The organism is Streptomyces agglomeratus (genome assembly GCF_001746415.1).
GTDB classification, from domain to species: Bacteria; Actinomycetota; Actinomycetes; order Streptomycetales; family Streptomycetaceae; genus Streptomyces; species Streptomyces agglomeratus.
The window spans coordinates 609,338-622,086 of sequence record NZ_MEHJ01000001.1; the positions used below are offsets into that span (position 1 = coordinate 609,338).

Consider the following 12,749-nt stretch of genomic DNA (forward strand, 5'->3'; position numbering starts at 1 on the left):
TACCCGTGATGCTCTTCACCGCCCCCTCGGCCGGTCAGAGCCTCGCGTCGCGGTGGGTCGGTTCGCCGTCGAGAAGCGTGAGCAGCACCGGGAGGTTCGGCAGATCGGTGGCCGCGGTGGTGAGCGGGTTCGCCGCGAAAACCGTCAGGTCCGCGCGGCGGCCGACCGTGATGCGGCCGGCTTCGTGCTCCTCGCCCGCCGCGTACGCGGCGTTCACGGTCATGCCCCGCAGTGCCTCCAGGGCCGTGAGCGCCTGCTCCGGGCCGTGCGGCGGCCGGGTGAGGTCGCGGGACGGCCGGCGGTGGCGGGCTCCCGCCATGACGCCCAGCGGCGGGTAGGGGGCGATGGGCCAGTCGGAGCCGAGGACGACGACGGCGCCGGAGTCGAGGAGGTCGCGGCAGCGCCAGGCCCGCGAGGCGCGCTCCTCGCCGAGGCGCCGCGACCAGTTGTCGGTGTGGTCGGCCCGGGTGAAGTCGCAGCAGTGGGTCGGCTGCATGGAGGCGATGACGCCCAGCTCGGCGAACCGGCGCAGCGTGTCGTCGGGGACGGTCTCGATGTGCTCGACGCGGTGCCGCACCTCCCGCCCGCCGCCGGCCCGGGCCTTTTCGACGGCGTCGAGGACGTGGCGTACGGCCGCGTCACCGATGGCGTGCGTGGCGATGGGCACGCCCGCCCGGTGGAGGTCACCGACGATACGGGTGTACTCCTCGGGGTCCGGCCAGAAGGCGTGCCGGGACTCACCGTGGCAGTCCGGGTGTTCCAGCCAGGCGGTGCCGTTGTCGATGGTGCCGTCCATGAATATCTTCACGCCGTCGGTCCGCCACAGCCGGCCGCCCGCGCCCTGCTGTCCGATGAGAGCGCGCACGCCCTCGGCGTCGGTCCCGGGCTGGCACCACGGCGCGACCCGCAGTCGCAGCGGCAGTTCGCCGGCCTCGTCGAGCTCGGCGTAGAACGCCAGGCTGTCGCCGTTCGCGTCCATGGCGTGGCCGCCGGTGAGTCCCGCGGCGGCCATGGCGCGCAGGGCGGCGGCGAGCAGTTCGCGGCGCTCCTGACGGGTGGGCCGGGGGGCGACACGCTCCACGAGCTCGCAGGCGGCGTCCTCCAGGAGGAGGCCGGTGGGCCGGCCGGCCGCGTCGCACACCACCTCGGCGGTGGCCTGGCCGAAGGTCTGCGGCCCGTTGACGCCGGCGAGCTCCAGCGCGCGCCGGCTGGCGAGCATGGAGTGCGCGTCGAAGAGCAGCAGCAGGGCGGGCACGCCGTCCAGCACGGCGTCGAAGGGTGCCGTCTCGACCGGTCGGCCGGCGAAGACATTGGGGTCGAGGCCGAAGCCGTGCAGCCATGCACCGGGGGCGAGACCCCGCACGCCGCGGGCGAGGGCCTCCCGCACCTGCTCCACGTCGGTACAGCCCGACAGGTCGAGGCCGTGAGTCAGTTCGGCGCCCGAGACGGGATGCAGGTGCCCGTCGATCAGTCCGGGGGTCACCACCGCGCCGTCGAGGTCGATCACCGTGGTCGAGGCGTCCGCGAGCGCGCGGATCTCCGGGCCGTCGCCGAGGGCGGTGATGCGTCCGCCGGCCGCGGCGAGCGCCGTCTGCGGCAGGAACTCGCCGGTGACCGGATCGAGCAGGCGGGCGGACAGCAGGGTGAGGGAGGTACGCAAGGGGCTCGGAACTCCTTGGAGACGGGTCGGTCCGTCGTGGGCGGTGTCGGTCAGTCGTGGGCGGTGTCGGTCCACGCACCCTCGGACAACGTGCCCTCGGGCAGGCCGAGTTCGCGTTCCGCGGTGGTGGCGGGCAGGCGCCGGATCGCCGGCGGGTCGTCGCCGGTGTCGCCGCTGTTGACGAGCATTCCGAGGCCGTCGAGGACGACCAGAATGTGCACGGCGGTCATCATGGAGTCGTCGGTGCGGAACTCGCCCTGCTCGACACCCTCACGGATGAGCGTTTCCAGCCGGTCGCGCCAGGCGGCCTCCTGGACGGCGACCCGGTCACGCAGCGTGGGACGGTAACGGCTGAGGTGGCGGGCGTTGAGCCAGAGCCGGCTGATGTCGTCGTACGTCTCTCCGTTCGCCCGGGCGAAGAACCGCGCCAGGCACCCGGTGGGAGTGGCGCCGGCCCGGTCCGCCGGGAGGAGTCGCTCGAGTTCGGAGGCGGCGGCGTCTCCGTAGGCCTCGGCCACCAGATCCTCCACCGCCGGGAAGTAGTGGCTGATCAGCCCCGGCCGGACGTCGAGCTGCTCGGCGATGCGTCGGAGGGTGACGCACTCCAGCCCCTCGGTCAGGGCCACCGCGGCAGCGGCGGCAACGATTTCCGCACGTCGGGCGGCTGGAGACTTGCGGATTCGTTTGTTCGGGACGCTTGACGGCATGTATTCGATGCTATTGAGTATGCGACCAACAAGCAAGCAGGTGGGTAACCAGCATCCGGAGGAGCCGCATGGCGTCCACGATCCCCGACCCGCACAACGACACCTGCGCCGGCCGGCAAGGCGCGACGCGACCCCCCTCCGACGGAACCGGCCGCGTCGAGGCACACGGCATCGACCACATCCCCGACGGGCAACGCCACGGCAACCCGCAGCAGTTGTTTTCCGTCTGGGCGGCGGCGAACGTCAACTACCTGAGCCTCGTGATCGGCGGCGCACTGATCCTCATGGGCCTGACCCTGTGGCAGTCCCTCGCGGTGATCGTGGCGGGCAACTCGCTCTGGCTGCTCACCGGACTGCTCTCCATATCCGGCCCGGCCGCCGGCGCGGCGAGCGAAGTGATCACACGGGCGATGTACGGCATCCGGGGAAACCGGGTGAACAACGCGGTCATCGGCTGGACGATCTCCGTCTGTTACTTCGCCCTGAACCTGGCCGCCGCCGCGACCGCCGCCTTCGCCCTGGTCGAGATGGCCGGCGTCACCCCGAGTACCGGCGTCAAGATCGTCGTCGTACTGGTCGTCGCCGCGCTCACCCTGGCCATCGGCGTCTACGGCCACGGCACGATCATGAAGCTGTACCTCCCGATCACCCTGACCCTCACCGCCGTCTTCGCCGTCGTCGCGGTCAGCGTGTTCCGGCACACCGACTTCTCGTACGCACCGGACCGACCGCTCACCGGCACGGCACTGTGGACGGTCCTCGTCGCCGGGGTCACCCTGATCGGCTCCGGCCCGCTGTCGTACACCACCAGCGCGGACTTCTCCCGCTACCTGCCCCGTACGACGTCCGCGAAGGCGATCCTGGGGTGGACCGCCCTGGGCGGCTTCCTGCCCAGCGTCGTCGTCTGCTCGCTGGGGGCGCTCGCCGCGACCGCGGTGGACATGACGGACCCGCAGTCGGGGCTCCAGAAGATCCTGCCCGGCTGGTTCGAACCGGTCTTCCTGCTCGCCCTGGTCCTCGGCACGATCGCCATCAACGCCCTGACCGCCTACAGCGCGGGACTCGCCCTCCAGGCCATCGGCATCCGCATCCGCCGCTCCCTCAGCGTGATCGCCGACGGAATCGCCGCCGTCTCCCTCACTCTGTACGGGCTCCTCGTCTCCGACTTCCTCGACACCGTCAGCAACGTCCTCCAGCTCACGGTCGTCCTGCTCGGTCCCGCCATGGCCGTCTACGCCACCGACATCCTGCTGCGCCGCAACCGTTACGACGGCCCCACACTGATGGACGAGACCCCCGCCGGCCCCTTCTGGTACCGCGCCGGCGTCAACACGGCGGGGGCGCTGGCCCTCGGCGGTGGCGTCACCGTGGGGGCCTTGTGCGTCAACACGGCGTACACCGGGGCCATTCGCACAGGCCCTGGGCGGTCTGGACCTCGCTCTCCCGGCGGGCATCGTCGTCTCGTCGGCGCTGTACGCGATCCTCATGCGGGGCACGGCCGGCGCTCGTCCCCCGGGCGTCCCGGCCTGACCGGCAGGTGTCCGGCCTCGCCCCCGGTCCGTACGAACCTGCCTGCTCCGGAGGGGCCTGCGTCCCCGCCGCGACCCGAGCCGGTCAACCGTCGGCTCCTCGGGAGGGATAGGGGGATCGGGGGCATCGCGGGGAGGCGGGTTCGGGTCGCAGATGTCGCAGAGACCGCACCTGTCACCCCCCACATGAGTGTCGAGGTGGACGACGTGGATGCGGCTCATGCGGCCGTGCGGGACAGCGGTGCGGAGATCGTGTACCCCTTGCAGGATGAGGAGTGGGGTGTGCGGCGGTTCTTCGTCCGCGACCCCAGCGGACGGGTGGTCAACGTGCTGGGCCACCGCTGATGGATTTTTCCGCACCCTTGGCGAAAGTGCTGGCCAGCCACTCGTTGATGGCTGAGACAAGGACGGTGGCCTCGTAGCGGACCGGGAGTGCGTCGAATCTCGTGGCCACGGCCCGGTGGCGGTCGGGTAGCCGGGTCATGTTGCCATGACCCGGCCCCCTCAGAACCGGGCATGCCTGTTTCCAGGCACCACGGCTCAAGCAAGCCCAAACGCTTCACAGAATCTGCTATTTGTTGCTTCCATCTCGCGCATGAAGCTGCTGATGGCATTCGGAGTGAACGAGTCGAAGATTCTTGACTTCATCAGATCCGCCGTCTCTTCGGTAGGCGAAGTGGGGTTTATGTAACCGCTTCTTCATCGCGTCGAACCAGTCGATCCACTCGCGTGGACTTTCCGGCTCATATTCCGCTCCAACGATGAGCGCCTGACCGCAGAGCGGACAAAGTCCCTTCTGACGGGCTGCCAGAGTAAGGCTGTTCTTGTCCATTGGCGGAGGTGTGCGCGTCCTACGACGCTGACTCCAGTAGTCACCGAGCGCGGGATCGTCAGGCGACGACTTTCCCTTGACTAGCTGATGCCTTCTGATGTTGGTCCAGGCGAACTTGGGAAGATGTGCACCTGTGGTGCGGTCACCGAAGACCCAGTTATTGTTCTTGGACCGATTGAGTCGGCCGAAGTACTTATTAACGATCCAGTACCTCGACTTCTTCGGGTGGGTACGCTTGGCCCACTTGTAGGTGAGGGTCCACACGTAGCTGTCCAGCGCTGAGAAGGTTTTGCTGGACACCACCGTCCGGTAGTACGCAGACCAGCCCCTGACGATCGGGGAGAGTCTGCGGAGTACGACTGTGATGCTCTGCCCGAGAAGAGCCTGCATCTCGGACCGCAGTCGATTCCGGATTCTCTTCACCGCATCCCTGCTTGGCGTAATGATCAGGCTGTCGCCATGGCGTCGGACATTGAAACCCAGAAAATCGAACCCTTCGGAAAGGTGAAGGATCCTTGTCTTCTCTTCGTTGAATCGAAGCCCTCGGGGTTCAAGCCAGTCGCCAAGTCTCGACTTGACCGTCTCAGCTTCCTCCCTGCTCGTGCAGAACACGGCAAAGTCGTCGGCGTAACGCACCAGGATCGGCGTCCCCTTCGCGGCCCACATCACTGTTCCTTTGCGGGTTGCGAACCGAACGCCTGCGGCTTCCTCCATTCCGTGAAGTGCAATGTTGAGCAACAGGGGGCTGATCACTCCGCCTTGAGGCGTTCCCTCGTCGGTGCGAGTGAAGCGTCCGTTGTCGACCACGCCCGCCTTCAGCCACTGCCGGACGAGTTCCCTGGCGGGGAAGCCGCCGACGCCGCCGAGCAGGTGGTCGTGGTCGATGCGGTCGAACGCCGCGGCCAGGTCGGCGCCGAGTACCCACTGACGCTTGGCCGCCTTGCCTTTCGCGGTGCTGAAGATCGCCTGGATGGCGTCGTGGCATCCGCGGCCAGGTCGGAACCCGTAGGAGCGTGATTCGAACCGGGCTTCCCACTCAGGTTCCAGCACATTCTTCACGCGTGCCTGAATTACTCGGTCGCGCATGACTGGAATGCCGAGCGGGCGTTGCTTTCCATTACTCTTCGGGATGTAGACCCGCTTGACGGGCCTGGCTCTCCAGGGCTGGGTTTGCTGGTCGATGTCGACCGCCATGCGAGCTCGCGCCTGGGGGGTGAGTGCTCGTTCCCTGTCGATGCCTGCCGTCTTGCGACCCTTGCTCTGCTGCGTCACCCGCTTCACGCTCACGAGCGTGTTACTGCGACTCCGCAGCATAAGCTTTTGCAGATTGCGGACCTTCTTGAGGTCCCCTTCCTGTGTCGCTTTGAAGATACGTTGTCTCAGGCGCCGTACGTTTCCCTCAGCGCTGGCCCAGTGGATGCAGTGCCAGTCCAGAGGTTCGCCCTGCGGTCCGTTCACTTTGGAGGTGCGGCCGGCAGTAGGGACTGTCTTTCGCATGTTCCTCCTTCGTGTCTAACTTGTCCGGCAGGTTCTGGCGTCATTACTCGGGATGCTTCAAAGGCTCACCCGGCCCACGTGGGCACCCTTTCGGGCCAGGTCATCCAGACCTGTATCCGGCGAGTTATGGCCTGGGTTGAAGGATTTTAGGGTTTCCTCTGACCTTTCGATCCACCGGCGTTCGCTTCTTGGGCCATCCTGTTCCCGCTGGAGAGTTGGGCCTTCCTTGCGGTCGGCTTACCGGGCCGAGGCCCGGACTCCAACGGGGTTTCCACGTTCCACACACGTAAGTTGCGGCTGGGGTGGGTGCCCAGGGCTTATTCAAAGTCAGATTGATCATTTCGTGTTGCAGGTCAGGACAGTCCGAGCAGGTCCAGTGGGCGGGTGAACGGTGTGTAGGAGACCTCCCGCAGTCCTGCGGCGATGCTGCGGCAGCCGGCGTCCCGAAGGGTGTTGATCGCGAGGTTGCGCAGTGTGGCCATGTTCTCCGGCCCGTGCCCGGTGCGGATCTTGGAGGCGTCCTCGGCGAACGTCGTGTCCCTCACGTGGTGCACCGCCTCGATGCCCCACTGGGATCTGGCGAGACGGCCGATCCGCTGCGGCGATGCCTCACGTGCCGTCATATCCGTGATCGCGTAGAGGGTCTGCCGGGTGACGCGGCCGGTCCGTATCTCGGTGCGATGCCGGAGGATCTTCACTGCCTGGACCACGTGCGGGAAGTCCAGGTGGAGGCCGGTGACGGTGAGCGTGCGCACCGAGCGGGTCTCGCGCCGCCCGTGCCCGCGCTCGCGGTCGTAGCGGCGGGCGGTCACTTCCTTCCAGGGCAGGGCTTTGATCGCCGCGTGCAGTTTCGGCTGGTTGCCCTTGACCACCAGCAGGTAGTGCGCCTTCTTCACCTCTACCAGCCACTTCGCGTGCTCGCGCTGGGTGTGCAGGGCATCGGCTGTCACCACGGTGCCGGCCAGGTCGAACGGGGCCAGCAGGGCGGTGAACGCGGAGATCTCGTTGGTTTTGTCCGGCACCCGCAACTGGCTGACGACACGACCGGCGGCTGTGACGGCGGCCAGCAGGTGGGCGGCGGGCGCGGCATCGGTGCGCGAGCTACGGGCGCTCTTGCCGTCCACCGCGACTGCCTGCGTGCCGGCCGGGCAGTGGCCGAGCAGGTCGGCGAGCCCGCCGGGACACACCAGGACCAGCACCCGGCGCAGGGTGGAAGGCGAGGCCGGCCGGCGCACGCCGAGCGGCCCGCGCGCTAGAAACCCCAGGCGGGCGAGGGTGTCTTGGGGTGCGTGGCGGGCCCACTGCCCGATGGCCAGATAGGAGCGGGCGCCGGCCAGGACCGCGCAGGCGGCGGTCAGCAGGACCGAGGCCAGGGTGTGCCGCCGTCCGCGCCGGTGACGCGGATCGGGCAGAGCACTCAACCGGGCAGCCCTGTCCGACAGCTCACGCTGCTGACGCGAGGGCGGCTTGATCAGGCAGACGGTGGCAGACTGGCGGCACATCGGAGCTCCGGTGGTCGGGCGACTTGGTAGGTCCCCTTGATCATCGGAGCTTCGTTGCATGCCTGGCTGCCGTGGTGAAGGTTCGTCACATGCCTGTGACCTGCTGGTTCTTGAAGCCGCCCGGACTATGAATCAGCCCTGGGTGGGTGCCCCCTCTATCCCGGAACCGGCGGTGTCCTCCTCCCGGTCTCAAATCTCCGAGAGTCGCCTGGCGTATTCCAACGCCGGGTTCTGTAGCTGCCGATTGCGAACCATCAGGCGGCTTCAACCTTACGAGACATCAACGGGGGTTCACGCGGGTCGGGTAGGCCGCCGGCGAGGTGCCTGCTGGGCAGGTCCTTTTCCTACGGCCCCCCGCCGAACGGTACGTGCGACTTTCATCGCATACCGCTCTCCAGTGACTATTTCGGGGGAACAACTGCCAGCCGCCCGGCATGAGTGCTCTCATGGCAGGGACGACAGACCACCAGGGTTTTCCGTCGACGTTTCGCCATGAGTTGTACCCACGCGGGCTTTTCTCTACGTCCTGGCTTGTTCAAGTCTGCAAGCTTGCGGATGTGGTGGACCTCCAATCTCCTGGCACATCCGCACAGTTCACAGCTCCCGGCAAGGAGCCTGTGGATCAACTCGTTTCCTTGCGTCGTTGCCAAGACGGGGGCCCGGTCAATGGGCTTTGCCTCTACTTTCCGCTTCAACGGGATTCCCCCGAACCACGCGACCAGCGGCTCCTTCCCCTCACCGCGTTCAACCACTGTGCGAAAGCACACTCTCGGCCCTTCGTCGGTTTGCATAACGGCCTTGTATTTGCGGGCCGTTGCGGAAACCGTGGCACGGTGCTTGGAAGCCAGGGTCTTCAGCATTGAGGTTTCTATGACCCACCTCAGCCTGCCGAGACGGTAGACGTTGGAGGCCAGAAGGTAGTACTGGACCACGCCTCGATACTCGGCTTGGTACTTGCTGATGATCGTGAAGTCCTGATCGTTCAGCATCTGGGGCCGATGCGCGGGTTCACCCCGACGCATGTACAAGGCGCATCTGCGCGTGATCGCTTCCTCGGGGACGCGCAGTCCGATCACACCGTTGACCGATCTCCGACCGCGAGTAATTCGGTCATTGCTGTGCTGGACCACGATCTCGTAACCGAGGAACCGGGCCTTCTCTGTTCGAGCGTGGGTGATCAGTGTCTTTTCCTTGGAGAGTTCCAGTTTTAGTTCCGCATGCAGAAACTCACCAAGAGACTGTTTGATCTCCGCAGCCTCGGACTTGGGACCGCTGAACCCGAGGAGAATATCGTCTGCGTACCGGACGTAACGCAGCCTGCGGTAGTCAGGATCACCAGGGTCCTGACTGGGTAAAGCGCGGCGTACCTGTGACAGTGCACGGACTGACTTTCGGTCCCCGCGCTTCCGCGCCCGCAAGAGTGCATTCTCAACCCTCTTATACTCAGGGTTGGTCCTCCGCAGCCGACCTCGGTTGTATTGCGGCAGTAGCTGAGTTTCGACGAACTGATCGAGTCGGTCGAGGTAGATGTTGGAGAGCATCGGGCTTGCCACCCCGCCTTGCGGCGCACCGCTCAGCGTGGCGTTCCACCTCCAGTCCTCCAGATATCCGGCGGTAAGCATGTTGCCCACCAGCCGGAGGAACCGGCCATCGTGGATCTTCTGGCCCAATGTTTCAACCATGACTTGATGATCAAGTTGGTCAAAGCATTGGGTGATATCGCCCTCGATGAACCAGCTCACACCTTGCCAGGTATCCGCAATTTCTCGCAGTGCGGTATGGCATCCCCGGCCGGGACGGAATCCATGGGAACGATCGGAGAATTGGACGTCATAGTACGCATTCAGCAGCATACGAACCACTTCGGCCAGCAACTTATCCGACCAGGTCGGCAGTCCCAGCGGCCTTCGTTTCCCATTTTTCTTGGGAATATAGGTCCGCCGGACCGGAGTCCATCTATACCGTTCAGATCGAACGGAATTGATGATGCTCTCGACCTTTTCCAAGGACATTCCGTCCACGGTCTCTTCCGTGGCTCCCAAGGTCATCGCACCCGCGTTTGAGTACAACTTCCGATAGGCCAGCAGATAGAGTTCCGCATTGAATAGTTGTCGATACAGTCGCTCCAGCGGCAAACCGTTCTTGCCGCGTTCACGAATGACCTCTAAGACGGTTTCGGCGTTCTGCATTACGCATACCTCGCACGTCCGGAAGATCTTGTCACCTGCGCCACTTTGCCCTGTGTCCGGCTTTCCCGGACTCCCCGGCAGGTCGTTACTCCTGCGACTACTATTGGCGCTCCGTCACCGTGGGGCTCGCGCCCTTTAGGTGATCCCGCGGTACGTCTCTGTTGTACGTCCGAGCACGACTTAGGCAACCCACTCATCTCCTTGACTACCCTCACTGGGCATCACCCGCTCCACGGAAGTTGCATCAGCAGGCGAACAATGCTGAAGCATGGGGCGGCACCGGTTACAGACGTCTTTCCGGTGGGCGCGGACATTCACCGATCGGAGATTAGGTTTCAAGCAGTCTAGCTTTTGCCATATCGCACGGGTCCCACAGCGCCCCGCTTCGACGTCTTCACGCGGTCGCTGCTTTCCTGACATGCTGCTGTCCCCTTCGTCTTTCGATTCCAGGTTAGTCATTGGACCCAGGAACACTTCCAAGTTCTTCCCGATTGAATCGGGGATACAACAGAGCGCCTCACGGCGCACTTCACCCGTCCAGCCTTTCCCTCGCCTGTCGTTCCCCGATGGCCAGGGAACCCTTGGGCTTGAACGCTCAGCTTCACCCCCCGCCGTTACCGGCAACGCATGTGAGAGCGGGAACGGATTACGGACACTAATCCGGGGTCAGCACATGTCTCCTTCCTTCGTGGCTTTCCCACTTAACGTGTGCGACTTCGTGTCGCACCTTGAGGTGGTTGATGCCGCACTCGACCGCCCACCGGGGCGGGTGGGTGGTGGTGGCCATAGCGGCGCGTTGACCGGTGTGACCGACCGGGACGGGCGGGGCCGCACGTCCGCGCCGGTCAGGACACGGGCGGCGTAGGATGGCCGGACTGCCCCGCGGTTGATCACCGTGCGCGGGCGCGGCACCCACGTGTCCGCCGCCCTTCTGCCGTGGATGGTACGAATCCCGGTCACCGCGGCTCGGATCATGACGGAGGCGAATGTGCTGATCACTGTCGCGGACGTGGAAGCGGCGGCCGAGCGGATCACCGGGCATGTCATACGGACCCCAACCGTGCCGAGCCCCGGACTGTCCGCGCTCCTGGGCGCGCATGTCACCGCAAAACTGGAACTTCTCCAGCGCACCGGCTCCTTCAAGGCGCGCGGCGCGACAGCGAAGCTGCTCACGCTCAGCGAGGCTGAACGCGCCGCCGGGGTCGTAGCGGTAAGCGGCGGCAACCACGGCATCGGGACCGCGGTCATGGCCGGCGCGCTGGACATCAAGGCGACCGTCGTCATGCCACGGTCCGCCCCCGGCCGCGCCGTGGACATCGCCGAGGCCGCCGGAGCGAGCGTCATCCTCGCCGACACCATGGACGGCGCGTTTGCCCTCGTGGAGGAACTCCGGACCAAGGGGCTCACCCTGGTGCATCCCTTCGACGACCCCGTCGTCATCGCTGCCCAGGGCACAGTCGGCCTGGAGTTGGCGGAGGATGCCGGGGAGCTCACCGACGTACTCGTCAGCATCGGCGGCGGGGCGCTCATCTCCGGGGTCGCCACCGCGCTGCACGCACGCCGTCCCGGTGTACGGATCTGGGGCGTGGAGACCGAAGGCGCGCGAGCCATGTCGGCGGCCCTGGCCTTCGGCGGGCCGGTGCCGGTCGAACTCTCCTCGATCGTCTCGACATTGAGCGCCCCCAGCGCCTCACAGCTCACCTACGAGCATGTCTCGGCGCTGGTCACGGATGTCCTCGCAGTGACCGACGCCGAGGCCGTGCAGGGCACCCTCGAACTGGCCGACCACGCGAAGGTCTGGGCCGAGCCCGCCGCCGGATGTCTGCTGCCCGCGGCACGCCGGGTGCTGGAGCGCGTTGGTGAGGGTGCCAGGCTCGGCCTGGTGGTCTGCGGCGGAAATGCGACGACCTCCGATGTGACCGCCTGGGCCGAGCGCTTCGGGCTGCGCTGAAGTGCCCCTTCCTGACTCGCCGTTGTGCTCGGCGGGTCTGATTCGTCATCCTGACCGCTGCACTACTGTGTCGAGCCATGAACGCGGACCGCTGGCTGGCAGACACCCGGATCTCTTACGACACAGTCGCGGTCAGCTATGCCGACCACATACGCGAGGCTCTGGCCGGGGAACCGTATCTTCGGGCGGCTCTGGCAGTGTTCGCCGACTTGGTGCACTCCGCCGGCGGTGGACCGGTGGCGGACGTGGGCTGCGGACCTGGACACGTCACTGCCCACCTGCATGAACTGGGTGTGGACGCTTTCGGCATCGACCTTTCGTCCAAGATGATCGACGTGGCCAGGCGTGACCACCCCCGCCTGCGGTTCGAGGTGGGCTCGATGACGGACCTCGACCTCGCCGACGCCTCAGTCGTCGGCCTGCTCGCCTTTTGGTCGTTGATTCACGTGCCCGACGAAGCGGTCCCCACCGTCTTCCGCCACTTCCGGCGCGTGTTGCGTCCCGGCGGACCACTGCTTCTCGGCTTTCACGTCGGCGATGAGTCGAGGCTGAAGACGCAGGGCTACGGCGGTCACCCGATGAACGTCCACGTTCACCGCCGCCGGCCCGACCAGGTGGCGCTCTGGCTACGCGATGCCGGATTCACTGTCGAGGCCCAGATGCTGCTCGACCTCGACGAGAGCGTTCCAGGGGCGGTCCTCTTCGCTCGCCGCCCGTCCTAGCGTCGGCAGTCCGGTTACAGGCAACCCTACTGAGTGAGCCAGAGTGTCCACGGGCTCCTCGGTGAGCTCTTCGACGCGAGATATCTGCGGCGGTGCAGAATTTCGCCGCTTCCAGCCCTCACTTACCGCGACACGCGCGCGCCGCAGCGGACCTCTCACC

General features: G+C 66.2%; 8 protein-coding genes and 1 pseudogene. 4 read left to right on the forward strand and 5 right to left on the reverse strand.

The window, feature by feature from the left end:
• Positions 1-34 precede the first annotated feature (34 nt).
• Together AS594_RS02425 and AS594_RS02430 are read right to left on the reverse strand one after the other, a co-directional pair.
• Entirely contained in the window at positions 35-1,660 is a 1,626-nt protein-coding gene (locus AS594_RS02425) for an amidohydrolase (RefSeq protein ID WP_069933528.1), read from the reverse strand.
• A 50-nt stretch (positions 1,661-1,710) separates the two neighbouring features.
• Positions 1,711-2,367 carry a TetR/AcrR family transcriptional regulator gene (locus AS594_RS02430; protein ID WP_069933527.1) on the reverse strand — a complete coding sequence of 219 codons (657 nt, stop codon included), beginning with the start codon at positions 2,365-2,367 and terminating at the stop codon, positions 1,711-1,713.
• A 68-nt stretch (positions 2,368-2,435) separates the two neighbouring features.
• Here AS594_RS02430 and AS594_RS45365 point away from each other — a divergent pair.
• Positions 2,436-3,897 (forward strand): annotated as a pseudogene (locus AS594_RS45365) (purine-cytosine permease family protein).
• A gap of 38 nt (positions 3,898-3,935) precedes the next feature.
• Positions 3,936-4,241 carry a VOC family protein gene (locus AS594_RS45910; protein ID WP_338120208.1) on the forward strand — a complete coding sequence of 102 codons (306 nt, stop codon included), beginning with the start codon at positions 3,936-3,938 and terminating at the stop codon, positions 4,239-4,241.
• 226 nt (positions 4,242-4,467) lie between these two features.
• Here the strand turns inward: AS594_RS45910 and ltrA are convergent, their stop codons facing one another.
• The 3 genes from ltrA to AS594_RS40750 form a co-directional block, all read right to left on the reverse strand.
• Positions 4,468-6,225, reverse strand: coding sequence for a group II intron reverse transcriptase/maturase (ltrA, locus tag AS594_RS40745; RefSeq protein WP_107357997.1), 1,758 nt, complete (start codon positions 6,223-6,225; stop codon positions 4,468-4,470).
• 353 nt (positions 6,226-6,578) lie between these two features.
• Entirely contained in the window at positions 6,579-7,727 is a 1,149-nt protein-coding gene (locus AS594_RS02440) for an ISAs1 family transposase (protein ID WP_240508908.1), read from the reverse strand.
• 401 nt (positions 7,728-8,128) lie between these two features.
• On the reverse strand, positions 8,129-9,916 hold the full coding sequence (locus AS594_RS40750; RefSeq protein WP_079148684.1) for a reverse transcriptase/maturase family protein: 1,788 nt from the start codon (positions 9,914-9,916) through the stop codon (positions 8,129-8,131).
• Between the two features lie 973 nt (positions 9,917-10,889).
• On the opposite strand from AS594_RS40750, the gene AS594_RS02445 reads away from it, so the two are divergent.
• Together AS594_RS02445 and AS594_RS02450 are read left to right on the forward strand one after the other, a co-directional pair.
• Positions 10,890-11,867 (forward strand): threonine/serine dehydratase family protein, encoded by a 978-nt coding sequence (locus tag AS594_RS02445; protein ID WP_240508909.1) that lies wholly within the window; start codon positions 10,890-10,892, stop codon positions 11,865-11,867.
• Positions 11,868-11,944: 77 nt separating this feature from the next.
• The gene (locus AS594_RS02450; RefSeq protein WP_069933526.1) at positions 11,945-12,589 is read left to right on the forward strand and encodes a class I SAM-dependent methyltransferase; all 645 of its coding nucleotides are present in this window, start codon (positions 11,945-11,947) and stop codon (positions 12,587-12,589) included.
• Positions 12,590-12,749: the final 160 nt, after the last annotated feature.